21 protein-coding genes are annotated in these 23,914 nt (G+C 53.4%); 16 read left to right on the forward strand and 5 right to left on the reverse strand.

The window, feature by feature from the left end:
* Positions 1-14: 14 nt before the first annotated feature.
* The gene (locus tag AAH450_RS08885; protein WP_342909905.1) at positions 15-512 is read right to left on the reverse strand and encodes a CinA family protein; all 498 of its coding nucleotides are present in this window, start codon (positions 510-512) and stop codon (positions 15-17) included.
* Between the two features lie 196 nt (positions 513-708).
* On the opposite strand from AAH450_RS08885, the gene AAH450_RS08890 reads away from it, so the two are divergent.
* Together AAH450_RS08890 and AAH450_RS08895 are read left to right on the forward strand one after the other, a co-directional pair.
* Positions 709-960: a two-component-system connector protein YcgZ gene (locus tag AAH450_RS08890; protein ID WP_342909906.1), complete on the forward strand. Its 252-nt coding sequence runs from the start codon at positions 709-711 to the stop codon at positions 958-960.
* Positions 961-1,097: 137 nt separating this feature from the next.
* Complete coding sequence (locus AAH450_RS08895; RefSeq protein WP_342909907.1) at positions 1,098-1,352, forward strand: hypothetical protein; 255 nt, start codon at positions 1,098-1,100, stop codon at positions 1,350-1,352.
* Positions 1,353-1,476: 124 nt separating this feature from the next.
* On the opposite strand, the gene AAH450_RS08900 is transcribed toward AAH450_RS08895, so the two are convergent.
* On the reverse strand, positions 1,477-2,235 hold the full coding sequence (locus AAH450_RS08900; protein WP_342910372.1) for a DUF977 family protein: 759 nt from the start codon (positions 2,233-2,235) through the stop codon (positions 1,477-1,479).
* Between the two features lie 149 nt (positions 2,236-2,384).
* A complete protein-coding gene (locus AAH450_RS08905; protein WP_342909908.1) occupies positions 2,385-3,650 on the reverse strand; it encodes a YbiU family protein in 1,266 nt (421 codons plus the stop codon).
* Positions 3,651-3,954: 304 nt separating this feature from the next.
* On the opposite strand from AAH450_RS08905, the gene AAH450_RS08910 reads away from it, so the two are divergent.
* Both AAH450_RS08910 and mqo read left to right on the forward strand, forming a co-directional pair.
* Positions 3,955-4,083 (forward strand): hypothetical protein, encoded by a 129-nt coding sequence (locus tag AAH450_RS08910; RefSeq protein WP_342909909.1) that lies wholly within the window; start codon positions 3,955-3,957, stop codon positions 4,081-4,083.
* A 386-nt stretch (positions 4,084-4,469) separates the two neighbouring features.
* Positions 4,470-6,119 carry a malate dehydrogenase (quinone) gene (gene mqo, locus AAH450_RS08915; RefSeq protein WP_342909910.1) on the forward strand — a complete coding sequence of 550 codons (1,650 nt, stop codon included), beginning with the start codon at positions 4,470-4,472 and terminating at the stop codon, positions 6,117-6,119.
* A gap of 96 nt (positions 6,120-6,215) precedes the next feature.
* Here the strand turns inward: mqo and AAH450_RS08920 are convergent, their stop codons facing one another.
* On the reverse strand, positions 6,216-6,464 hold the full coding sequence (locus tag AAH450_RS08920; RefSeq protein WP_342909911.1) for a hypothetical protein: 249 nt from the start codon (positions 6,462-6,464) through the stop codon (positions 6,216-6,218).
* A gap of 592 nt (positions 6,465-7,056) precedes the next feature.
* Here AAH450_RS08920 and AAH450_RS08925 point away from each other — a divergent pair.
* Positions 7,057-7,155 carry a YoaK family small membrane protein gene (locus tag AAH450_RS08925; RefSeq protein ID WP_342909912.1) on the forward strand — a complete coding sequence of 33 codons (99 nt, stop codon included), beginning with the start codon at positions 7,057-7,059 and terminating at the stop codon, positions 7,153-7,155.
* A 266-nt stretch (positions 7,156-7,421) separates the two neighbouring features.
* Positions 7,422-7,784, forward strand: coding sequence for a hypothetical protein (locus tag AAH450_RS08930; RefSeq protein ID WP_342909913.1), 363 nt, complete (start codon positions 7,422-7,424; stop codon positions 7,782-7,784).
* Positions 7,785-7,921: 137 nt separating this feature from the next.
* Here the strand turns inward: AAH450_RS08930 and budC are convergent, their stop codons facing one another.
* Positions 7,922-8,686, reverse strand: a complete 765-nt coding sequence (gene budC / locus AAH450_RS08935; protein WP_342909914.1) for a meso-2,3-butanediol dehydrogenase — start codon at positions 8,684-8,686, stop codon at positions 7,922-7,924.
* A gap of 249 nt (positions 8,687-8,935) precedes the next feature.
* On the opposite strand from budC, the gene AAH450_RS08940 reads away from it, so the two are divergent.
* The 10 genes from AAH450_RS08940 to AAH450_RS08985 all read left to right on the forward strand — a co-directional run bounded on the left by AAH450_RS08940 (position 8,936) and on the right by AAH450_RS08985 (position 23,913).
* Positions 8,936-9,073, forward strand: a complete 138-nt coding sequence (locus AAH450_RS08940; RefSeq protein WP_342909915.1) for a hypothetical protein — start codon at positions 8,936-8,938, stop codon at positions 9,071-9,073.
* Positions 9,074-9,188: 115 nt separating this feature from the next.
* Positions 9,189-9,623, forward strand: coding sequence for a 6,7-dimethyl-8-ribityllumazine synthase (locus tag AAH450_RS08945; RefSeq protein ID WP_318790032.1), 435 nt, complete (start codon positions 9,189-9,191; stop codon positions 9,621-9,623).
* Positions 9,624-9,855: 232 nt separating this feature from the next.
* Positions 9,856-10,611 carry a transcriptional regulator LldR gene (gene lldR, locus AAH450_RS08950; RefSeq protein ID WP_342909916.1) on the forward strand — a complete coding sequence of 252 codons (756 nt, stop codon included), beginning with the start codon at positions 9,856-9,858 and terminating at the stop codon, positions 10,609-10,611.
* A 9-nt stretch (positions 10,612-10,620) separates the two neighbouring features.
* A complete protein-coding gene (gene lldD / locus AAH450_RS08955) occupies positions 10,621-11,766 on the forward strand; it encodes an FMN-dependent L-lactate dehydrogenase LldD (protein WP_342909917.1) in 1,146 nt (381 codons plus the stop codon).
* Between the two features lie 193 nt (positions 11,767-11,959).
* On the forward strand, positions 11,960-12,925 hold the full coding sequence (locus AAH450_RS08960; RefSeq protein ID WP_342909918.1) for a chemotaxis protein: 966 nt from the start codon (positions 11,960-11,962) through the stop codon (positions 12,923-12,925).
* A 631-nt stretch (positions 12,926-13,556) separates the two neighbouring features.
* The gene (locus AAH450_RS08965; protein ID WP_342909919.1) at positions 13,557-14,045 is read left to right on the forward strand and encodes a DUF1198 family protein; all 489 of its coding nucleotides are present in this window, start codon (positions 13,557-13,559) and stop codon (positions 14,043-14,045) included.
* 414 nt (positions 14,046-14,459) lie between these two features.
* Positions 14,460-15,185, forward strand: a complete 726-nt coding sequence (locus AAH450_RS08970; protein ID WP_342909920.1) for a gluconate 2-dehydrogenase subunit 3 family protein — start codon at positions 14,460-14,462, stop codon at positions 15,183-15,185.
* Between the two features lie 40 nt (positions 15,186-15,225).
* On the forward strand, positions 15,226-16,995 hold the full coding sequence (locus tag AAH450_RS08975; protein WP_342909921.1) for a GMC family oxidoreductase: 1,770 nt from the start codon (positions 15,226-15,228) through the stop codon (positions 16,993-16,995).
* Positions 16,996-17,006: 11 nt separating this feature from the next.
* Positions 17,007-18,260 carry a c-type cytochrome gene (locus AAH450_RS08980; RefSeq protein ID WP_342910373.1) on the forward strand — a complete coding sequence of 418 codons (1,254 nt, stop codon included), beginning with the start codon at positions 17,007-17,009 and terminating at the stop codon, positions 18,258-18,260.
* 322 nt (positions 18,261-18,582) lie between these two features.
* Complete coding sequence (locus AAH450_RS08985; protein ID WP_342909922.1) at positions 18,583-23,913, forward strand: AvrE-family type 3 secretion system effector; 5,331 nt, start codon at positions 18,583-18,585, stop codon at positions 23,911-23,913.
* The last annotated feature ends 1 nt before the right edge of the window (position 23,914 follow it).

A 23,914-nucleotide genomic window follows, 5' to 3' on the forward strand; every position in this document is an offset into this window, starting at 1 on the left:
TTACTGGGATTCAGTTAAGAGGAAGTGTCAGACAGCAGCGTGGTCAACTTCTGCAAAGAGAAGAGGGCGGCTTCTCTGACCACCGTTTCCGGGTCGCCGCTAAAACGGCGCACCTCAGCGTGCACCTGCTGGTTGGGAAGGTGCCAGGCGAACCAGATAGTGCCCGCAGGCGTGCCGTCCTCTCCGCCATCCGGTCCCGCATAGCCACTTACGGCCAGGCTGACCGCTTCGCCGGAAACCGTTACTGCCCCTTTCACCATCTCTCTGACCACGGCTTCGCTGACGGCGGTGTGAATGGCCAGCGTCTCCTTATTCACCCCCAGTAACTTGTGTTTGGCGTTATCGGTATAAGTAATAAAACCGCTGGTAAAATAGTCACCGCTGTTCGCGGCGGCCCCCAGAGACATGCCCACTAATCCTGCTGTACAGGATTCTGCTGTAGCAACTTTGCACTCTGCTTTAAGCAGAAGTTCACCTGCTTTTTCTGCTGCTTGTTTCAGTTCAGTGTCCACTGTGACTCCTTATGTTATCGCTAAAATAAGCCTGTTCTAAAACTAGGTCGAAAAAGTAACAAAATGGTAACCAGATAGCACAAAATGATAAAATTTCTGTCGCCTTTTTTAATATTTTGTACAGGTTTTTGGAAGCTGTACAAAAAATTTCCTATTCCTTTTAAGTGCTAATTCATCTGATAGAAAGGATCCGGCCATGCATCACAACAGGTTAAAAGCGGAACTCAGCTCTGATTCAGCTACGGATTTCAGCGTAAATGAGGGAGAGTACTTTTCTCTGGAGCAAACGCTGGGCCAGGTGGTGATGGAAATTCTTCAGGGGGGAATGACGGTAAGCAGGCCTAATATCTGCACCAAATTACTGGCGCGTTTATCGGAATCCACGACCCCCGATCAGGAAAATCATCACAAGGAACTGATCAGCCTGCTGTTTGGTCGTGAAAAATAACCTGACCAGGCGAGGGAGCAATTTCCTGCTGATTGACGGGTTTCAGCATGATGAGCCGACAGCAGGAAATTGATAAGCACCTGAGTAAGACCCCACTACCCAGGGGCTTTTTTATATCTTTATTCTGAGACAGATTTATGAGTAATGACGAGATCCGACAGCTCAGGGATGTCGTACTGGGTGAGGCAGTGATGGCTCTTTTCGCCGATCAGCGTCCCCTGAGTAACGAAAGCGTGATCAAGCAACTGATGCAGATGGCAGCGAGTGAATCTGACACTCACAGACGTAAGGCATGTCTTGAGGCGGTCCGGCAAGTGCGTAAAAACAGCACCTTGATCGACCGACAGCATGAAGTGAAGAAAAAGCAGAGCGGCGATAACACGCTTCACTGATTAACAGCAAAATCCGCAGTAATGAGTTACCTCCCACCTAGCGTTGTGAACGACGTCGTCCACTGCGCCTCAGACCTCCTGTGCTCTTGTTTTGTAAAATCTTTCTCTTCTCTCTGAAACAGATTTACTGCTGTTCATTAAGCGGAACCAGAGTCAGAGGAATGTTTTCAAGCTTCAGCGCTTCACGGAGTGCTTCTGGCAGGCCCTCATCAGTGATCACCTGATCGAAAGTATGTTCTGGTGAAAGAGGATAGGGGTGGATCACGCCAAATTTTGATGAGTCTGTCAGGGCAATGGTATGGGTGCTCTTTGCCATCACGGCATTCACCACATCACAGCGCAGCATATTGCGTCCGGTAAAGCCGGTCTCCTGATGCCAGCCATCCACGCCGATAAACGCCTTATGAAAATTCAGCTGTTGCAGGCAATAACGCGTCAGCGGCCCTACCACAGACTCGCTGCTCTTTTGATACTGGCCGCCCAGAATAATCACTTCACATTCTGAGTCGCGTAACAGGTGGGCGATAGCGTGACTGACGGTAATAATGGTTAAATCTTTGCGGGAAGCAAGCGAGCGGGCAAGAAGGGCATTAGTGCTGCCGCCTTCAATAAAGACCGCTTCGCCTTCGGTAATGAGCGAGGCCGCAAAGTCAGCCAGTGCCTGCTTGATTTTGTAGCGGGTGCGCATCCGGGAATTGACGTCTTCACTCTCCGGAGCCACAGCAGAGCCATGCACGCGCCTTAAAAAATCACCGCGTTCAAGGGTGTTGAGATCCTGACGAACGGTAACTTCAGAAACGCCCGTAAGCTGAGAGAGTTCATTAACGCTGACGCTGCCTCTTTCGTTGACCAGCTGAATTATCTTTTCATGGCGACTGTTCATCATTGCTGCAATAAGACCTGTGAGGAAAACCCACTCAGTTTATCAGAGAACCCGATGCGCTGGCAGATTGCCCGCCAACGATCTGCTTACTGGGACCTGAACCTCGGGCAGGTTGCCCGACCGGTATCCACCGCACCGGGCGACGCCTGCTAATCTTCCAGCCCTAAGCTTTTGCGGCCAACAGCATTAAGGTCAGAGGGCATAAAGCGGTTTTTCCACGCCTGCTCATAATTTTCACGGGGGAAATCCGCCGGAGAGCGTCCCCCGGCAAAAGCCTGCGCGACCTTAGCGGCGTAAGCGATGTTTTTAGGGCAACGCGGAGCCGCAGGAATATACATCACATTTCCCCAGCCTTTTTGATCTTTCACCGGTGCCACCGCATGGATAAGATCACAATGCCACCACACGGAGTCGCCCGCCTGTAGGGAGGGAATGGAACATAACCCGGCCATTAATTCGGGATGCCATTTTTCTGATACAGGCAAAACTTTGCCCGGCTCAACGCCACAAAGCTCATCTTCCGGCACGTCATTCAGTAAGGGACGCAAAAGGACCCAGGCCATCGCTTCCGGTACGGGGAGAACGTGCAGCAGACCCTGGCCTTTCTCCATATCTGAGAGCGCTGTCCAGCCCTGGAAGGTTCTGAAGGCCGAGCATTTTGTGGTGTTATCCACATCATATTCGTGAACCTCAGGCCGGTAGGAGGCGTCCCAGGGATCGTAATCATCAAACTGATTGGTGAAAATGTTGCGAAAGACTTTCTGATATTCAGGCAAAAGCCAGCGCTCGAGCGCGCCGGAATCGGTATGTGCCCCCAGACCTGATGATGTCGTTCCCGGCGGGCGGCGACGGATGCGGTCCGGGTAGAGAATATTGCTGTCGGGATCAAACCAGCGAATGCCGCCCGCTTCAAACTTCCACAGCCTGTTCAGAAAAGATTGGGTTACCGCCATCTCTTCGCTCTGTCGCGCTTCCATTTGCGCTGCTGACCAGTAAATGGGGAATATTTCCGGTCTTGCCGCCTGGAGGCTGCCAAAAAAGGCGTCGCCCGGCCCACGGTACTGCTGGTCAAAGTCATTCAGATCCAGATAGTCCAGCATTGACCGATCCCAGTTAAGTGCCTGCTGGCGGTCAAAGTTTTGCCGTACCACTAAACAGCCACGGCGATGGATGGCGGCAATTTGCTCCTGAGAAACCTTTTTACCGGCAATATCACTCCAGTTAATCACCGGCCACGCGGTTCCCTTTGCTGCCTCCTCTGCTTTGGCATCAGCAATAGCCTGCTGAACTTTAGCGTTAACCTGCTGAAACAGCCCTTCAACATCACCGATCTGTTTACGCAGCTGCTGCTTCATCAGGCGAATACTCGCTTTATGATCCGCAGGCAGTTTCGCAGAAGTAAATGTACCGTCCATAACCGCACCTCCAGGTTGAGTAACTTTGCTTCGAACGAAATTTATTAACTTTCATTCGTAACCCGCAAGGACTTTAACAAAGCAATAACAATACAGGCGTGACCGCTCTCACAAAGCGCACTTTTATGGCGTCTTATTGACCGCCAGATTTTAAAAAGGGCTGATTAGTGCGATAAAGGAGGATCTTATGGCAAATCCCCCTTATAAATGTCTGGTGGGCTTCAGATGCTGATGGTGGGGAAGGGGACAACCTTACCGGTACGCATGGGCACCCCTCAGAACTCCGTTTCCAAAAAAGGTATTTATGAAAATCATCATGATGTTGTTCACCTGTCTGATCCTGTCAGGCTGCGCATCGGGTTTAGTCACCTTACTGCCTTCTGGCGATGTCTGCCCCAATGGCATCGACAGCGTTACCGGTCAGTGCCGCTAACTTTGCGGCGCAAAAATTATCCGGGTCGCCTGAGGCGGCTTTAGGGCCTTTCCTCTTTTTATTGCGGCGCTGACAGGCTGCCTGTTACTGGCCGGGGCGCTCTCTGTCAGTTCTGCCTGAATTTTATAGAATGTTTTGCGCAGTAAGAGATATATAACCCTGAGAAAGGCGCTCTTATTTTTTTATAAATTATCCGGGCAGATATTTACTTATCTCAAATGACAGGGCTGGAGAGTCTTAATAATATAACTTATTGTTTTAATTTGATTTATAGTTAAAGTAACTAAAGAAATCTATTTGTAGCTAAATGCGTCTGGGATTTGTTAATGATTTGGTTAAAATAAATGACTATTTTTTTTCATTTATTGCTTAAGTAAGTTGCCAAAATGTCACAGACAAAAAAAGCTCTTCCCGTAGTCTCTCTTCTGGCCCTGCTCGTCTGCTCCAACGTTCACGCTGAAGCGCCTGCTGAAAAAACTGACGTCCTGCTTATTGGCGGCGGCATCATGAGTGCCTCGCTCGGTACGCTGTTGGAAGAGCTGCAACCAGACTGGAAACAGGTGATGGTTGAAAAGCTTGATGGCGTCGCGCTCGAATCCTCTAACGGCTGGAATAACGCCGGGACAGGCCACTCGGCGAACATGGAGTTAAACTACACGCCTGAGCGTCCGGATGGTTCTATTGACTACAGCAAAGCGCTGGAGATCAACGAAGCCTTTATGATCTCCCGTCAGTTCTGGACCTCCCAGGTTCAGCGTGGCGTGCTGCAAAATCCTCACTCTTTTATTAACTCCACGCCGCACATGAGCTTTGTCTGGGGCGACAAGAATGTCGATTTCCTGACCAGGCGTTATAAAGCGCTACAGGAAACCACCCTGTTCCAGGGAATGAAATTCTCTACCGATCAGAACCAGATTAAAGAGTGGGCGCCGCTGATTATTGCAGGGCGCGATCCTCAGCAGAAAGTAGCCGCCACCTGGACGCCGGCAGGGACCGACGTTAACTACGGTGAAATTACCCGTCAGCTGGTTGGCAGCCTGAAGAAAAATGATAACTTCAGGCTCGAAACCTTTACCGAAGCCACTGACTTTTCCCGTAACGCGGATAACTCCTGGCACGTCACGGTTAAAGATGTAAAAAGTGGGGAAACTCACGCGGTTGATGCAAGATATGTCTTTATCGGCGCAGGCGGCGGTGCGCTGAAGCTGCTGCAAAAAACCGGTATTCCGGAAGCGGATAACTACGCTGGCTTCCCGGTTGGCGGCTCGTTCCTGGTGACCGAAAACCCGGAAATTACCCGTCAGCATGCTGAGAAAGTCTATGGCCAGGCTTCTGTTGGCGCACCGCCGATGTCCGTTCCGCATCTGGATGCTCGCTTCCTTGATGGCAAGCGCGTGGTGCTGTTTGGGCCTTTCGCCACCTTCTCGACCAAGTTCCTGAAGCAAGGCTCTTTCCTGGATCTGCTGAGTACCACCACCACCAAAAACGTTATTCCGATGACCGACGTGGGAATGGATAACTTTGATCTGGTGAAATACCTGATCGGTCAGGTCATGTTAAGCGATGATGACCGCTTTGCCGCGCTGAAAGAGTACTATCCTTCAGCCCGTAAAGAGGACTGGAAGCTGATTCAGGCTGGTCAGCGAGTGCAGATCATCAAAAAAGATGCTGACAAAGGGGGCGTGTTGAAGCTGGGCACCGAGATTGTAACCGATCAACAGAAAACGCTGGCGGCGCTGCTTGGCGCTTCACCTGGCGCTTCTACTGCGGCACCTATCTCTATCAACGTGATAAAAAAACTCTTCCCGGAGCAGTTCAACTCTCCTGAGTGGCAGAGCAAGATCCGCACTATTGTTCCAAGCTATGGTCAGACGCTGAACGGAAACGTGGCGCTGACGCAGAAGGTCTGGGATGAGACCGCCGCTGCGTTGCAGTTGACCAAACCACCGGTTATTGAAATGCAGGCTGGCAAGCCAGCGACAACTGAGGCAAAAGCGCAGGAAAAACCTGCTGCTCAGCACGATATGGCGCTGTAAGAGAGCCTGATGCCCTTACGCTGAAAGTAAGCTGAGCGGGCGATAAGCAGGGCCTGGGTTTGGCAAGTCGCCGGACTCAGGCCTTTTTTATTTCGTTTACTCTACGGAAGGCTGGTATTTGATGTATTCACGAATGGCGTCGTGGATCTGACGATTATCAAGTTCGCCCGTTTCCCGTTCTGCATACTCTTTTGCCAGTGCCTCCAGGACATCATCAAACTTGCCCTTATAGTTAAGATTGTTCAGCGCAATTTGCTGCCCCAGAATCTCCTTAAGCACCGTAGTTTCAACTCTCAGTCGGTTTACCGTTTCCTCTAAATTTTTGATTCTCTCTTCTTCGGACATAAAACCTTTCCTCAGGTCATTTGCAGCAAATCGTGTGCAGTGAGCTTAAGATCAGAATTATAAGATCGCAATAATAACGATGTTTATTAGGGGCTTCAGCCCTTGAGGTTTTATATAATTAGCCTGTTTATAATAACAATAGCAACAATCGCTAAGTCTGGGGCTGATTTTTACGGGATACTCTCTCTCGCCCCCTTCAAGAGCTAAGCCATTAAGAGTGCCGGAGATAAGCGCCGGGTGGGGAGCAGTATTTCAGAGGTCGCCCCCGGCGGCCTCTTTCTGTTTATAGCGATGAATACCTTAACCCTGTATCTGGTAACCCGCTGATGCGCCTCAGGCACAAATGGCTGGCCCGCTGTGAGTTGCGGCGCGCCGTTTGTGCTATTATCTGCTGGTTTTTCTGTGGCGACGGAAGCGTTCCGGCGTCACTCTGGCTGAACACACAAATCGTGAAACTGGGGGTGACAGTGAAACACTTACTGATACCTGCGTTACTGGTGATTGTGGTTTTTTTTGCTCTGTTTATGGTGATGACCGACGGTAATTATCCCTGGTGATCCCCATCCCACCCTGAGAGGCTGACGAGGAAAGCATGAAAATTGGCTATATCTTTCCGGCAATGGTTGGCGTTGCCGGCATCGCGTTACTGGTTTGGTTTATCGCCAGTGGGGCCTGGATGCCGGGGGCATAGCCTGTTGCCCGGTCAGAATAAACCCCTCCGTTACGTCAGGGTTGATGCAGTTATAAATTGTTCTACACTCTCATTGCTATACACACTGTGGGTGTGTAGATGAGAGTACTGGTTACCCAGTTTTGATTTTTTCAGCCCGGCCCAGTGCCGGGCTTTTTTATGTCTGATGTAAAGGCGAGGGGAGGGCGACGGGCGCTCTCGGAATTATCCGTGGTCAGTTGCGGGGCAACCTCTGCTACCCTTAACAGAGACTTTAAGGGAGGCCTATGCGCACAAGAAATGCACTTTTCATCATGATCCTTTCCGCTGTTTCACTGTCAGCCTCTGCGGCGCAGTCGTTTACCTGTAGCCTGACACACAGCGTTGAATCACCAGGCCAGCAGCCGAAAGTTTCCATTGTTAACACCCATTCGGCCGTAACGGATGAGGGAAAAAGCTTCACTTTCTCCACCGACGGACAGAAAAGAATCACCAGCCCGGAGCTTCAGCCGCTGAAGATGGATGACGGTGAAACGGCTATGGCGGCGAAAGTGAAAGATGTCACCTTCGTTAAGCTGAAAGAGAGCTACGTGTTGCGAAACAAGAGCGAGAGCTACGTTTACTCAAACTGTAAACCCGCTGCTGATTAATCTCAGCATCTGCTCAGATGAGAAAAAGACCCGGCCTGAGAGCCGGGTCTTTTTTTGTCCCTGAACCGGCACCCGCTTTACCGGTAAACAAGGAGACAGGGGAACAGAGTAGCGGGATAAACCTTCAGAAAAGGTTATCAGGCCTGCTTAGGCTGGCCATTTGAAGCCATAATCCCGCCGTCTACCGGCAGATTCACGCCGGTAATATAGCTGGCATCTTCGCTGGCGATAAAGGCGATGGCGCTGGCAATATCCTCCGGCTGACCCGCTCTCTCCAGCGGAATACGCTCGTAGAATTTCTCCAGCAACGGCTGGTTATCCTTCATATCTTCGGTGAGATCGGTCAGCGTGAAGCCGGGACAGATGGCGTTAACCCGCACGCCTTCAGAGCCGTAATCCATTGCCAGGGAACGCGTGAAATTGGTCACCGCGCCCTTGGCTGCGTTATAAACGCTCATGCCCCAGTCCCCGCCCAGGCCGGAAACGGAGGAGATATTCACTACGTTGCCCCGGCTCTTCAGCAGCGCTGGCATAAAATAGTGCACGCAGTGGAATACGCCATCTAAATCCACGCTCATTAATTTTTTCCAATCATCCAGAGCAATTTCATGAATGCGGCCCTGCACCACCACACCGGCGTTGTTGACCAGCACATCAACTTTGCCAAATTGCTTCAATACGGTTTCTGATAACGCTTTGACCTGGTCAGCTTCGGCAACATCGCAGGGAGCAACCAGGTGTTCTCCCTGAGCAAGAGTAGCCAACGTCTTTTCGAGTTTTTCACGGGTGCGACCAACCAGCACCACAGAGGCACCTTCGCTGGCGAATCGCTTAGCCGCAGCGGCACCAATTCCTGAACCAGCTCCTGTGACCACCACTACTTTTTGCTGAAAACGTTTCATATTGTCCTCCTTTCAGGCTTTAATCCTATTAAAAAACATCGTGTTAACTGTGGCATGCCGCATCAGGAGTGCAAGGCGGTAAAGAAAGGTTTTTCATAACCTGTTGTTATGGCAGAGGCTTTAAGCGCCATAAAAGTGTAAACAAATGGGTCATTTGTGGCGTTTTCACCCTTAAAGAAAGGCAAAGAGACCGTTGCAAGGCGGTGCTTTCGACTACGCTTAGATAACAAAACGTTAAAGGAGAATGCCATGAGTAATGAAGAGAAAAAGCCCCAGCCTACAGAACAGGATCATCCGGCAAAAGATGCGCCAGACCAGCATGGTGAAATCCCCCGCACCCGCGACGACAGTGACGATGACAAGCACGATCCCTTCCAGGATAAGTAGCTTAGCCACCAACAATTATGAAATGTTTTAGAAACAGGCTTTCCGATTGCGGCGACGAGGCTTAAACTAGCCCGCTTCAGGGTGGTCATCGTCGCCCGTTTGACAGGAGTAATGAATGGTTTCCTCGCTGAAAGTGGCTTTTATCAAAGCTAACTGGCATGCCGATATCGTTAATCAGGCACTGACCGGCTTTAAAAATGAGATGGCAGCACGAGACGTAGACTGTCAGATCACCGTGCTTGATGTGCCGGGGGCTTTTGAAATGCCTTTGCTGGCACAGCGCCTGGCAAAACGGGGTGATGTGGATGCGATTGTCTGCGCCGCGCTGGTGGTGGATGGTGGAATTTATCGTCACGACTTCGTGGCTCAGGCTGTGGTAACCGGTTTGATGGATGTTCAGCTCGCCACGGATGTGCCGGTCTTCTCTGTTTCTCTGACGCCGCATAACTTCCAGCCTGCCGATGAGTTCACCGGTTTCTACAGTGAGCATTTCATCAAAAAGGGTGCTGAAGCTGCCCGCGCTGTCTGCATGATCAGCGAACTGAAATAAGATCTCTCCCTGCCGGGAGGCCTGCTCTCCCGGCATCGCTTTACTCACTTTCAAACTCCCCCTTATTTCTGCCATTCTGTTTCGCCCACAATGCCATTTTTGGTCCTACCAATTGCGCTTCTTTGTGACTTTGCTAATGCTTTCAACCTGTAATGTTACGCAGTTGTTGATCCCTGCGCGGTAAAAGAGAAACAATCGTCGGGAAATGCCCTTTTTGGTAGGACCAATTCCAATGAGCAACCCGCTTCTTGTTGAGCGCTTACAGGCCTGGATTTCTGACAATCAGCTTCAGCCTGGCGCACGGTTGCCGGCTGAACGCCAGCTGGCGCAACAGCTTGGCGTCTCACGCTCCTCGCTGCGTGAGGCGATGCAGCAGCTGATAAGCCAGGGCATGCTGTTCAGCCGTCGCGGTGGCGGCACCTGGCTTCAGAGAGAGAAAGGTGACTGGAGCGAAGCGCGGCTGGTTACGCCCCTGAGCGCGCTGCTGGCTGACGATCCCGGTTATCGCTATGACGTGCTGGAGGCGCGTATGACGATTGAGCCGGGTACGGCCTGGCACGCCGCCCGCCGGGCCACCGTAGAGGATAAAGCCCGGCTGAAGCTCTGTTTCGAGGCGATGCAGACTATCTCCGACCGTGACGATCCTGACCTTGCTGCGCATGCTGACGTGCGTTTTCATCTGGCAATTGCTGAAGCTGCCCACAATCTGGTGCTGCTCCAGGCAATGCGCGGCCTGTTTGATCTTCTGCAATCTTCAGTGATGCAGAGCCGTCAGAAAATGTATGCCGAGCCAGATATCCTGGAGCAGCTTTCCGCCCAGCACCTGACTATCTACCAGACCATTGCCGCAGGTGAGGCTGATGCGGCACGCGAGGCAATGCTGCTTCATCTGGAATTTGTCGCCAGGACGCTGCATAGCCTGACCGAGCAGGAAGCGCGCCATGCCCGCAGCCTGCGTATCCCAGACACTCATCCCCCTATGAAGTGAGGCACACCTGTGATTATCTCCTCATCCAAAGATTACCGCGCAGCGGCCAAAAGCAGGATCCCGCCGTTTCTTTTTCACTATGCCGACGGAGGCGCCTACGACGAGCAGACGCTACAGCGCAACTGTGAGGATCTGGCTGATATTGCGTTGCGTCAGCGTATTCTGCGCAATATGTCTTCTCTGAGTCTTGAGACCCGGCTCTTTAACGAAACGCTGTCGATGCCGGTTGCGCTGGCTCCCGTGGGATTATGCGGCATGTATGCCCGGCGTGGTGAAGTCCAGGCTGCGCGTGCTGCGGATAAAAAAGGCATTCCTTTTACCTTATCAACCGTTTCCGTTTGCCCCATTGAAGAGGTCGCACCGGCGATGAACCGGCCCATGTGGTTCCAGCTTTACGTGCTGCGCGACCGTGGGTTTATGCGCAACGCGCTGGAGAGGGCGCAGGCCGCAGGCTGCTCCACGCTGGTGTTTACCGTCGATATGCCGGTACCTGGCGCACGCTATCGTGATGCCCATTCCGGGATGAGCGGGCCAAAAGCCGCCATGCGCCGCTATCTTCAGTCGGTAACGCACCCGCAGTGGGCCTGGGATGTGGGGCTGAACGGCAGACCGCACGATCTGGGCAATATCTCTGCCTATCGCGGCGAACCGACAAATTTGCAGGATTATATTGGCTGGCTGGCGACAAACTTTGATCCCTCTATCTCATGGCAGGATCTGGAGTGGATCCGCGATTTCTGGCAAGGGCCGATGATCATCAAAGGTATTCTCGATCCTGAAGATGCCCGCGATGCGGTGCGTTTCGGGGCCGATGGCATTGTGGTCTCTAATCATGGTGGCCGTCAGCTTGATGGCGTTCTCTCTACTGCCCGCGCGCTGCCTGCCATTGCAGATGCGGTAAAAGGGGATATCACTATTCTGGCCGATGGCGGCGTGCGCAGCGGGCTGGACGTACTGCGCATGATTGCGCTGGGAGCAGACACGGCTCTGCTGGGACGCGCTTTTATCTACGCCCTGGCGACAGCGGGGGAAGCGGGCGTCACCAATCTGCTTAACCTGGTCGAAAAAGAGATGCGCGTTGCCATGACGCTGACCGGTGCCAGCAGTATTGCCGAAATAACCCGCGATTCGCTGGTGGCTGCGGCAAGACAGTAAAAACCTTCAGGAGTGACGTTGTTCATGGTTCTCTCACAGGGGAGAAAGCTCCCCTGTACTTTTCTCGTGCGCTGCCGATAACGCATTAAGCATGATTTGACGCGCGCAACGGCGTTCAGGAAGCAAGAGTACGATCCCTGACCTGCGTGAGTGCATAACACCGCGGCGTACACTGTTAACGTAGAGGGTAACGATGGATAACTTTCAGAAAGAGATCGACGAGCGGGCTAACCTGGCCTTATCGAATAAATTTGAACTGCTGGTGTTTCGCTTAGGCTCCGATCTCAACGAAGAAAAATCTGAGTTATTCGGCATCAACGTCTTTAAGCTGCGTGAAATTGTTCCCATGACCACCATCACCAAAGCGGCCGGTATGAAGTCGCCGCTGTTGGGAATGGCCAATATTCGTGGGCAGATTATCCCGGTTATCGATCTTCCCGCGGTGGTGGGCTGTACGCCAACAACGGGTCTGAACCTGATCCTGGTTACCGAGTATGCCCGCAGCACCCAGGCCTTTGCCGTGGAGTCTGTTGAAGATATCGTGCGTCTGGACTGGAGCCAGGTGCATGCTGCGGAAGCGGGCGTAAGCAGCCGGAATATCACCAGCATCGCCTGTCTGAACAGCGACAAGCAAAACACCACTATGGCGTTAGTACTGGATGTTGAGCAGATCCTGCATGACGTTATCCCTTCAGTGCGCGAAGTGAAAGAGGGCGATATCAAGCTGAAAGAGTTCGCTATCAAACCGGGTTCGGTGGCTATTGTGGCGGAAGATTCAAAAGTGGCTCGCCAGATGCTGGAGCAGGGGCTGAAAGCGATGGGCATCCCGGCGAAGATGCACAACACCGGTCTGGAGGCCTGGGAGCAGATTAAAGTGATGGCGCAGCAGGCTAAAGAAGAGGGCGTCCCTATCCGCGATAAAATTTCCATGGTTCTGACCGACCTGGAAATGCCGGAGATGGATGGCTTTACCCTCACCCGTAATATCAAAACCGACATTACCCTGCGGGAAATCCCGGTGGTGATCCACTCCTCTTTATCCGGCAGCGCTAACGAAGATCACGTTCGCAAAGTGGGGGCCAACGGCTATGTGGCGAAATTTGAGATCAATCAGCTCTCCGCAGTGATCCACAAAGTACTGGAAGAAGCACCTCGCTGATCCGCTGCAAACAAAGGGGATGGGGCAAAAACCGCCCCTTTGTTATTTCAGTAAGAAGAGCCAGGCTGCTTTTATTTGCTGGCGTTGCGGCAGCATAAGCCTGGCGCATCACGACCTCTTCGGCACCGCTGCACAACGACGAAGCCTGAAAAAGCCCCCTCCGCCCTGCGCCGTTGACCTGAAGTTTTTCCTGGTAATAGTTCTGAAACTGGCTAAAAGCTGAACATAAAGGCATTTTTATCCTCTTCACAGGTGTACTGTTCCTTTGTCGGGCCTTTATGACAAAGAGATAACAATGGGCGATTACTATTATCTGGAGCAGAAACCGCGCCAGGATACTCTCAAAGTTGTCCACCGATCCGGATGCCTGAAGCTAAGTATCCTGAACAGACAAAGAGAGTTTTTAGGCACGTTTTACACTTCAGCAGATGCACTCCTTACAGCAACCAAACGGTATGGCGGCAGCCGGTTATGTCCGCTCTGCTGCATGAAAAAACAGTGATCTCAGGGCTGCCTCAGGGCAGCCTTTTCTCATGGTTGCCAGGCCCGATGGAGTGCTGTTACTCTGACGCCCCGCTGACAGCGCAGCCCGGATGAAACGAGGCGGCGCACGCCTGAAACAGGATAGTGAATGATTTGGCTGATGCTTGCGACCCTGGTCGTGGTTTTTATCGTTGGATTTCGCGTGCTTAATTCAGAGACACGCCGCGCGACAAAGGCGCTGACAAAACGGCTTAACCTGGAGCCGGTTCACGTGGAGTCGCTTATCAGCGCCATGGGCCGAACCGCAGGGGAGGAGTTTGTGCGCTATCTGGCCCGCGATAATGAAGCGCATATTGCGAATGGCGCCAGCGTTCTGCTGATCTATCAGGTGTTTATTGTGGATGAGTCAGAAGAGAGCCTGCTGTTCTGGCGTGGGGTGCTGCGCAAGGCTTATTTACCTCTTGAGCTGAGCAATGAGCATGTTCGTCTTGCTATGACTTTCCTGCGTGAGCTGGAACCGGATGCCCAGGAGATGCAGGCGTTTCGTCTGCGTTATAACGCCCGTTTTGCTCCCCCTGAAGAGAGCGATCCTGAAAATAATGTTTACTCTCTCCATTCCCGCCTTAATCGCCCCTGATCCCCCACGCTATTTCTGATTCCCCGCTGGCCGGGGATCAGAGCGTAATAATGTTTTTTATTTGTTAAATAAGTGTTTGTGCAAAGTTAAGGTTAATAATGACTCTTAGAAGAGTTTTTTCCATTTATTCAGGGTGGTCATTGTCACGCTTATAAATTATAACCGGGCAATTTATGCGGAATTCAGCTTCTAATCAGCATAAAGATAAGGGATAAGCGGTTTTTTTAACCATAACATGGCATTATCATTAGTAATATAAAATTTAACAGAGTGATAAAAACTTAACTATATATATGCTGAATATAAAATTTACATTTTGTAACTCTTGTATCCATAACATTACGCGAAGATTCGTCGATAACGATACTAATTAACTCAAATTACATTTTATTAGCATGTGAGAATCGTGGTGTTATGCTCCTTCAAAAAGAAACTACCCGTCGTAAGTTTTTAATAGGATCGCTTTTAGCCTTACCGCTGGGCGATATGGTACTTAAGGGAATAACTGCAGCTCAGGCTGCGGAAATGGCCGCCCCTGAATTAGTTGATTATAAACCTGTTTTCTTTAGCGCTGATGAGTGGCAATTCATCATGGCCGCCTGCGATCGTCTGATCCCCGCTGGCGGTAACGGCAAAGCGCCCGGCGCTCTGGAAACCAACGTGCCGATCTTTATCGATCAGCAGATGCAAACCGATATGGGTACAGAAATCTATATGCAGGGGCCGTTTAATACTAACGCTCCCGCCACTATGGGTTATCAGATCCCGTTCCGTCCGCAGCAGATCTATAAAACCGGTATCAAACTGGTTGAGAGCTGGTGCCAGACGAACCATCAAAAATCCTTCCACGAACTCTCTGATGCGGACAAAGACGCCGTACTGACTCAGGTTCAGAAGAACAAGATTAGCTTCTCCGAGCTGGGCGAAAGCTCGCTGAAAGGATCGCAGTTCTTTAGTGGACTGCTGAGCGATACCAAGCATGGTTACCTCGCCGATCCTATTTATGGCGGAAACAAAGGCATGAAGGCGTGGATCGCCATCGGCTTCCCTGGCGCACGGGCCAGCTTTACCGAGTGGGTAAAGCAGCACAACGTGCCTTATCCGCTTGGCCCGGTCAGCCTGTTGGGCCTGCAAGCCTGAGTAAGCGATTTCCGTTTTTTTTGAGAGTGATTAATTTAAGATGGCAACTGTAAATAAAGAAGAAGTCGACGTTGTAGTCGTCGGCCTGGGCTGGGCTGGCTCGCTGATGAGCATTGAACTGGCGATGGCCGGTCTGACAGTCCGTGCGCTTGAGCGCGGCGGTGACAGGACTTACGAAGATTTCGCCTACCCGAAACCGGCGGATGAATACGCCTACGGCGTGCGTAACAAAGTGATGGCAACCCCGGCTGAAGCCGCTGTTACCGTTCGCTACAACATGAGCGAAACCGCACTGCCAACCCGTAAGTGGGGGGCTTTTGCACCAGGCACCGGCGTAGGCGGATCGGGCCTGCACTGGACTGGCGTTTTACTTCGCCCAACCCCCATCGATCTCAAACTGAAAACCTATGCAGACGAAGCCTACAAGCCAGGTATTCTGCAGGAAGATATGCGCATCATGGACTTCCCCTTCACCTGGGATGAAATTGAGCCTCATTACACCAAGTTTGAGCGTATCTGCGGTCAGTCTGGTAATACAGGCAACCTGCGCGGCAAAATCCTGGAAGGGGGCGACCCGTTTGAGGGGCCTCGCTCTGAGCCATACCCACTGCCTGCGCTGGAAGATACGCTGAACACCAAAATGTTCGCCGAAGTGGCAAAGAAAATGGGCTATCACCCGTTCCCTAACCCTTCTGCCTGCGTTTCCCGTGCCTGGACTAACCCTTACGGCAACCAGATTGCGCCGTGTAACTACTGCGGCTATTGCAGTAAATATCCTTGCCTGAACTACTCCAAAGCCTCGCCGCAGACTGCGGTAATGGATGCGTTAAAGCGTATGGATAACTTCTCTTATGAAGTTCACGCCAACGTAATGAAAGTGGTGCTGCATGACGATAAGAAAACCGCGAAAGGGGTGATCTATATCGACGAGCAGGGCAACGAGTGCTTCCAGCCGGCGAAAATTGTGGTGCTGAGCAGCTTCCAGTTCTGTAACGTGCGTCTGATGCTGCTCTCCGGCATCGGCAAACCTTACAACCCGATCACCGAAGAGGGTGTGGTGGGTCGTAACTACGCCTTCCTGAGCAACGGCGGCTCCACGCTGTTCTTTAAAGATAAGAACTTCAACCCGTTTGCCACCGCTGGCGCTACCGGACAGATGTTTAACGATATCTCGCCAGGCAACTTTGATGGTCCATCGCTGGGCTTTATCGGCGGAGCAAAAATCCACAGTTCTCAGGCAACCGGTACGCCTATCAGCACCTCATTGCCTAAAGGCACGCCTACCTGGGGCACGGGCTGGAAAGAGGGGATGGAGGAGTGGTATGGCCATTCCATGAAGATCAGCATCACCACTACTTGCCAGTCCTATCGCGATATCTATCTCGACCTGGATCCGAACTACAAAGATGAGCATGGCTACCCGCTGCTGCGCATGACCTTCGACTGGAAAGAGAATGAACTTAAGCTACAGCAGTATCTGAAAGGGATCGTGGGGAATATCACCAAAGAGCTGAACCCGGACAGCTACAGCGAAAGCTTCCTGCCGATGGATGCGCACTTTGACCTCACCAAATATGTCTCTACCCACAACGTGGGTGGCGCGGTAATGGGTGACAATCCGAAGACTTCCGCGCTGAACAAATACCTGCAAAGCTGGGACGTGCATAACGTCTTTGTGCCGGGCGGTAATGCGTTCCCGCAGAACTTCCAGGCGAACCCGACCGACACCATTGGCGCAATCACGCTGATGGCAGCGCAGGCTATCAAAGATCACTATCTGAAAAATCCCGGTCCACTGGTACAGGCATAAGCGATATGAAGATGAAATTAAAGCGTTTTTTAATCGCCAATGCGGTGCTGTTGGGTGCCGGTTTTATGCAGATGGCACAGGCAGAAGATGCAGCGCTGGTAAAGCAGGGCGAGTACATTTCCCGGCTGGGTGACTGTAGCGCCTGTCACTCTCTCCCCGGTAAACCGGCTTTCTCCGGCGGGCTGGCGATAGAGTCAAATCTGGGCACTATCTATTCAACCAACATCACGCCGGACAAAGAGCACGGCATCGGCAACTATACCGAGCAGCAGTTTAATGATGCGGTCCGTAAAGGCGTGCTGCCTGATGGCACGCGCCTTTATCCGGCAATGCCTTATCCTGATTACGCCAAAATCAACGATCAGGATATGCATGCGCTCTACACCTATTTTATGCAGGGTGTAAAGCCTGTTGCAGAAGCAGCGCCTGAAACCGATCTGAGCTTCCCGTTCAGTCAGCGTTGGGGGATGCGCTTCTGGAACTGGGCCTTTGCTACGGATAAGCCGTTCCAGCCTATAGGCGGCGCCTCTGCTGAGGTTAACCGTGGCGCTTATCTGGTTGAAAGCCTGGGGCACTGCGGCAGTTGCCATACGCCTCGTGGTTTCGGCATGAATGAGAAAGCGCTCGACAGCAGCGACAGCAGTTTCCTGGCGGGCGGTAATCTGAACGGTTGGGAAGTGCCTTCTCTGCGCGGTCTGCCGCGCTGGACCGAGCAGGAGACGGTGGATTATCTGGCTACCGGACGCAATGATAAAGCCGCTGTAGGTGGCGAGATGACTTCCGTCGTTGAGCACAGCACTTCGCATATGAGTGATGCGGATCTGAAAGCTATTGCGGCCTACGTGAAGTTCCTGGGCGGCAATCCTGCGGCTCCGGCTGCGCAGGAAACGGCAGTCAGCCCAACGGAAGCGAAGCTGACGGCAGCCAAAAATCTCTCTGCTGGCGAGCGTCTCTATCTGGATAACTGTGGTGCCTGTCACTTCGTGACCGGTAAAGGAGCGCCAGGCGTGTTCCCTGAGCTGGACCAGGCGACGATTGTCAACGCGAGCGATCCGGGTGGGTTGATCCATACCATTCTCGCCGGTGCGCAGCAGCCTTCCACAGCGAAAGCACCTTCGACGCTGGCGATGCCAGGGTTTGCTAAACGTCTGAGCGATGATGAAGTGGCGAAGCTGGCTACCTTTATTCGCCAGGGCTGGAGCAACAAAGCCTCTGCCGTTACCGCAGATGAAGTGGCGAAAGTCAGAAAAACGCTGAAAAAATAGGCCTGCCTTGTTTGGGGCATGTTCAGAGAGAGGTGCAATACCTCTCTTAAGGACAAATTTTAAGCACGGCTGATATTTCGTCATCCTGTACAGAGGGGCTTAAAGCCTCTCTTTTTTTTCTCTTCTTTGCTCTGTTCCCCTTCTTTCCTCAATTTGTGGCCAGGATCTCGTCGCGACAGCGCCACTCTTATCTGTAATTGTCATTAATATTTCACGGAACCGACCCGGTTTTCTGCCCACCTAAAACCAGCTAAAAACGCTTTCATTCGCCGGGGAGAACATCGTGGTATCGGGGATCAGAACAGCATTGAACGCAGCAGGCATGCAAAACGTGCAGCGAACGGGCAGGGTTCAGCAGCGGCAGGGAGCCGTGGCGCAGCAGGATGTGCGGGCCAGGCAGACAGGCGGTGGCTCGCTCGCGGGCCAGGCCCGTGAACAGGGCGCACCAGCAGAAGAGGAGGTTCATCAGGGCAGCAGAGAGCGTGCCACGGGAGGGGGACGTTTCAAAGCTTTTACGCAACATCGGTTTTTCCGCCGCAGCCCGCCGGGTAACAGTGCAGGGAGTGCGGTTCCGGCAGCTATAGCCGGAGCGGAGGGACAAAATGGCGCAGCAGCTATCGGAATGCAGCCCGTTGCTCGACTGAATGTTTCCCTTCCCGTCTCGCAGGCGGGCTGGCTGGACAGGGAATTGCAGGCGGGACTGGACTCCCTTAATTCGCAGCCCTCCGCGCAAAACAACGCGCCGAGCGTAAGTGCACAGCCCTCCGCGCAAAACAACGCACCGAACGTAAGTGCTCAGCCCTCTGCGCAGGAGGTGACAGCGCCTGCTCAACCTTCACTCCCGCCCGCGCAGCCCGGCAATCAGCATACTGCTCCGGCGTCTGGCGTGGCGACCTCGCCCGTCACTCTTCGTCTGGACAGCAAACGCCAGCTTCTGGTTGCGGCTCCGGCAACGCGCAACCCTCAGAGTGCTTTAATCAGGCAAACGCTGGGCCACGCCAAAATGCACTATCAAAGCGTGGTCGCCAGTGCCGACAGTCAGCAGCACACCCTGCTGGATGACAGCGGTCGGCTTCTTTCGCTGCACTCCTCCCCCGGCAGTCTCATCGGGTTATCGCACAGTAAAGCGGAACCAGGGTGGCAGCGGGAAGAGACGCCGGGAACCACCTTCCCAGCAAGACGTCCCGCGGTAGTGACTGACCATGCGCTGACCCTGAGCGAGCATCAACAGAAGGTGCAAATCCAGCGTAACGGCGCGTCTTCAGGGCGTCCTGCCACTGAGATCCCGCTGCCCGATAAGGGGATACTCAGCCAGCTTTCTGGCGTTTATCAGCAGACAACAGCCAGCGGTACGGCGGAGTTTCGCCTGCATAAAGATAAGCTCTGGCAGATGACATCACAGGAAGAGGGGTGGAAGCAGGCAGAGTTTCCACTGCTGGATAAAGAGAAGGATCAGTCAAAACTCACCCGTCAGGCTGATAATGCTCTTTACCTGGTCCATGACAGCCACCATCTGCACAATCTGCAAACCCAGACGCAAAGCGCTCGTTTCGAAGAGAAAATCAGCCACTTTTCCGTTGCGCAGGATGGCCAGGCGCTGCTGCTGCTGACCGGGGAGGAGAGCAAAGAGCAAAGCGTGAAATGGCTGGCCCAGACAGATAGCCCAGCAGAGACGCATCGTACGCTCAACCTCTTCCCATCCGGCACCACGCTGGCAAGCCTGACCCAAACTCCCCGCCAGGTGATTGCTGCCGATCATAACGGTCGTCTGTTGGTTGCCAGCCGCCCCGGCACACAGGGGACGGCGCTGGATTTCGGCAGAGAAGAGAACCAGGAATTGCGTAATCAGCTGCACCAGCAAATTGCGGCGGTGACGGGCGATCGTTTTCACGTCACCGACTTTATTCAGGGAGAAGGCGGGCGCCTGCATGCGCTGGTGAAAGATGGCATGGATCGGCAGCATGCCGTAGCGCTGAACCTCACGCCGGGTCAGCCAGAGGCTGCATCGGGCTGGAATCTCAGCGACAGCCTGGTGATGGACTTCCAGAAAGGGCTGCCGTCGGTTTCGCCCGGTCGGATGGATAGGGTGAATATCGGCATGGCGGGCAAACTGGCCCTACAGGAGGGCAAAGTCCATTTCTTTAATGAAACCACTCTCCGGTGGGAAGCTTCAGAAGTGAAGGCGGAGCGTCTTATCGCCGGGCAGGATGGACAGGCCTGGGTGCTGAACGATAATCAGATCAAGCGCCTTAAGGTGAATCTCTCCAGTAACAAACTCAACTTTAACCAAAATGTTTTTGCTCTTCATCAGGTTAAGAAAAACGTCAGCGACGAGCTGGCGCTGCCCGGTCTGGATAAAAATCAGAAAACGCTGGCCGCTGCGGTGCTGGACAGCGGGCGATACCTGACACTACAGGATAGCGGCGAGGTGCATTTCCATCAGGTAGACAGCGAAAGCCGCCGCGATAAAAAAATGAGGCATACGCTGAGCCATCAGGCGCTGAGCCAGGCGATGAACCGGCCAGTGAACCTTATCGACTCGCGTCAGCCTCTCCTGGAACACAAACTGGCTGATATCGCCCTGGGGCCGGACAATCAGCTGTTTCTGCTGAGCGACCAGGGCAAGCTTTTCAGCCTGCCGCAGCAGGCGTGGGAAAAGGGGCAGGTTTCGTCGATGCGTGAAGAGCGGATGCCCGCGCTGCCAGTCGGTGATGAGGCCGCTTTCGACGAACCTGGCGAAGCGGCGAAGCCAAAGAAGCTTCATGGCAATCAGAAAGGCTCTCTGCTGCTGGAAATGGATAACGGCAAGATGCTGAGGCTGAACAGAGATAGCTGGGAACGCCTGAGTGGCGACCCGTCGCCGGGCGTTAGTGAGGCAGAAAGTCTGGCCGACCAACATTACGATCGGCTGAGCGCGGCCACCCGTGACGCAAAATTAGGGAAAACCGGGCTGACCTTCAAACGTGAAGTTAACACCTTTGGACAGTCCGGCCATGATGGTCATAAAGTTCATACGCCTTTCCGGACGCGCCTCAGCACCTTTGTTTTTCGCCCCACCATGGCGACACCCCGTCCGCTAAAGAATATGGGGCATCTTATCCAGCATGCCCACGGCGGCAGGCAGGGCCTCTCAGTGATTTATCAACAGCAACAGCAGCAGATGCGGGATCTTAACCAGCACTTACAGCAGCTACAGCGTCTTAAGGCGCCGGGCGCGCTCAGGCCGGAAGAGCCGTTGAGCCTGAAGCTTAAAACCCTTGCCGCCAAACCTGACCTGCCCGACTGGTTCGGCGAAATGCAGAAATTTAACGCCACGCTGGCCGACAGCGCAGCCCATCAGGCTCGCCTGTTACAGCAGCATTATGGTAAGCCGTCGGGCGGGGTGAAGGAGCAGCTTGCTTCAGTAACTGGCCGCATGAATCCGGCCAGCACCCAGCGTGAAGATTTAACCACAAAACTGACCCAGCTGTTTTCATTACAGCCCAGCGGCAAAGGGAATCTGGCGCAGCTGGCGCTCTCCTCGCTACAGAGTGAAGGCGTCCAGCTTTCGCACCAGAAACCCACGGATGAGATCCCCCTCGGCCTGCATCGTGATAAACATGACACCATGGGACTGATCAAATCACGTCTGATCCTTGATGGTCTGACTAACGCCAAATTGCACGATCTCACCGGACGGCTTGCCACAGCAATGGCGCTTCAGGGCGAGACTCGTGAAAAAGCGTTAAATGCCCTGGGCAGGGAGTTTCGCGAGCTGCGGGAGAGTGAATGGGAAGGCAATCCACTTAAGCAGGTTACCAGCCAGGGGTTTACCGGTAACGACAAGCTGGAGTCCAATTACGACGCTATCAAGTCCATGACCAAAGCCTTTACCAAAGAGAATCATGCCATGAATGTCACCACCCGCACGGTGATGCAGGCTGAAGATCAGCAGACGCTGGCTCGCCGTATGGAGGGGACTGTGCTGTCGATGGAGAAGGGGGAGAGCATCTCCTTCAGCCGGGCTTATGGTGCGGCCACCACCATCACCGGGGTGCCAGGTACTCAGGTAATAGCTGGCGTGGGCGGCAGGGGCAATATCGATCGCGGCTACAACATGAGCCTGACGCGCGGCGAAGGCGGCGTCACGGTCAGCTTTGGTCGTGATGGCGGTGGCGGCGTGACAGCCTTCAGCGGGTTTGGCTATAACCTGCTCACCGATTTTATGAAAGACTCTGCGCACACCGTGCCGATCGATCATGAGCGCAATCTGGCTCCGGCAGTGCGTCTGGGCGGCGTGATCTCGGCAACGCCGCTTGATGTGAAAAAGCAGAACAGTATCAGCTTCGACATCACCGAAGCGGAGCTTCCTGCTTTTATTCAGGGGCTGACCGAAGGAACGCTGGATCCGCTGACGCTGATGAATCGTGGCATCAACCACAGCGTTAAGCATGGCGATGTAATGAACGTCAGCCTGGATGCCAATGCGGCGGCCCTGGCCTCTGCCGGTATTCCGCTGACCAGCAAGCATGAGAAGGAGACGCCCGCCAGCTTCCGGGTGGGTGGCGGCGCTTATGCCGGGGTAAATGTCCTTTCAGGAACCCGCGAGCGCGGGACTACCAGCAAAGAGGAGAGCAGCACCTTCAGCCGCAGCAACAATCGCCCGCGCGGCTTAAATAAAGCCTCTGTCGGGGCTAACTTTGCGCTGCCCTTAGGGGTGCTGGTAAGAGGCGACGACGGGCGCCTGCCGCTCTTCGCCGGCCCTGCCGCCAGCGTTCAACTCTCTATCGATAACCGCACCAAACAGAGCCTGTCGCTGGAGACGAAAAATGCCCGTCCGCTTGAGCCGGTGCATATCGACAAGCTGATGGAGACATTGGGAAAAAGCTTCAGCGATCCTGCCAGCGCCGGGCTGCTGGAAAAACTCAAGGACAAAAGCGATGACGAACAGGCCATTCCCCTGACGCCCCGGCAAAAGCTCGACAGGCTGGTAGCGCATTTTGCTCCACGCGACCGGACCACGCTCAATAATGGGCAGCAGGCGGTGCTACGGGATCTTGATAAGCATCTCCGGCAGCAAAAAGCGGCGGAACAGGGCAAGAGACTGCTGCAAAACGGCGAGTACCAGACCACCTATGCCAATCTCAGCAAGGTCAACAGCAACGGCCTGTGGCACCAGCTTTCTCACCTGCTTGATGGTCAGCTGAATGCCAGCAACGCCACCAAAATCCGTGAGTTGATGAGCAGCGACCATCAGCTTCAGTCGCTGATTGCCACCTTGCAGGATAACGTCAGCACCGACGCTACCGTCACGCTGGAGCTGAAAGATGAGGTCAGGGAGCAGCTTGAGGAGCGCTGGCTGGAGCAGGGCAACAGCCCGGAGGAGATGATGGCAGAGCTGATCAACCGGGATAATCTGCGGCTGAAATCGATCGCTTTTACCAAATCACAGATCAAAACGGATGGTTTCGCCACTCCCGCTTTTCTGCTGGGCGGCTCCAATAACGCCTCGGTTTCTATGAAACGTAACCTGGGCAAAATCACTTTCAGCTACGGAGAGAACCAGAACACGCCAACCCAGTACGCGCTGGATGGGCGCATTGCCAAAGCCACCTCAGAACTTGCCGCCGCCTTGCAGCAAGGGCAGGAAAACGATTTTGTACTCAAGGGATAAT

The organism is Erwinia magellanica (assembly GCF_039023495.1).
In the GTDB taxonomy this organism is placed as follows: domain Bacteria; phylum Pseudomonadota; class Gammaproteobacteria; order Enterobacterales; family Enterobacteriaceae; genus Erwinia.

Coding starts and splice junctions, on each gene's coding strand:
- AAH450_RS08985 (WP_342909922.1), top strand. CDS start 18,583: ATGCAAAACGTGCAGCGAACGGGCAGGGTTCAGCAGCGGCAGGGAGCC.
- AAH450_RS08900 (WP_342910372.1), bottom strand. CDS start 2,235: ATGAACAGTCGCCATGAAAAGATAATTCAGCTGGTCAACGAAAGAGGC.
- AAH450_RS08970 (WP_342909920.1), top strand. CDS start 14,460: ATGCTCCTTCAAAAAGAAACTACCCGTCGTAAGTTTTTAATAGGATCG.
- AAH450_RS08920 (WP_342909911.1), bottom strand. CDS start 6,464: ATGTCCGAAGAAGAGAGAATCAAAAATTTAGAGGAAACGGTAAACCGA.
- AAH450_RS08975 (WP_342909921.1), top strand. CDS start 15,226: ATGGCAACTGTAAATAAAGAAGAAGTCGACGTTGTAGTCGTCGGCCTG.
- AAH450_RS08925 (WP_342909912.1), top strand. CDS start 7,057: ATGAAAATTGGCTATATCTTTCCGGCAATGGTTGGCGTTGCCGGCATC.
- budC (WP_342909914.1), bottom strand. CDS start 8,686: ATGAAACGTTTTCAGCAAAAAGTAGTGGTGGTCACAGGAGCTGGTTCA.
- AAH450_RS08965 (WP_342909919.1), top strand. CDS start 13,557: ATGATTTGGCTGATGCTTGCGACCCTGGTCGTGGTTTTTATCGTTGGA.
- AAH450_RS08910 (WP_342909909.1), top strand. CDS start 3,955: ATGAAAATCATCATGATGTTGTTCACCTGTCTGATCCTGTCAGGCTGC.
- mqo (WP_342909910.1), top strand. CDS start 4,470: ATGTCACAGACAAAAAAAGCTCTTCCCGTAGTCTCTCTTCTGGCCCTG.
- AAH450_RS08930 (WP_342909913.1), top strand. CDS start 7,422: ATGCGCACAAGAAATGCACTTTTCATCATGATCCTTTCCGCTGTTTCA.
- AAH450_RS08905 (WP_342909908.1), bottom strand. CDS start 3,650: ATGGACGGTACATTTACTTCTGCGAAACTGCCTGCGGATCATAAAGCG.
- AAH450_RS08940 (WP_342909915.1), top strand. CDS start 8,936: ATGAGTAATGAAGAGAAAAAGCCCCAGCCTACAGAACAGGATCATCCG.
- lldR (WP_342909916.1), top strand. CDS start 9,856: ATGAGCAACCCGCTTCTTGTTGAGCGCTTACAGGCCTGGATTTCTGAC.
- AAH450_RS08890 (WP_342909906.1), top strand. CDS start 709: ATGCATCACAACAGGTTAAAAGCGGAACTCAGCTCTGATTCAGCTACG.
- AAH450_RS08980 (WP_342910373.1), top strand. CDS start 17,007: ATGAAATTAAAGCGTTTTTTAATCGCCAATGCGGTGCTGTTGGGTGCC.
- AAH450_RS08895 (WP_342909907.1), top strand. CDS start 1,098: ATGAGTAATGACGAGATCCGACAGCTCAGGGATGTCGTACTGGGTGAG.
- AAH450_RS08960 (WP_342909918.1), top strand. CDS start 11,960: ATGGATAACTTTCAGAAAGAGATCGACGAGCGGGCTAACCTGGCCTTA.
- AAH450_RS08945 (WP_318790032.1), top strand. CDS start 9,189: ATGGTTTCCTCGCTGAAAGTGGCTTTTATCAAAGCTAACTGGCATGCC.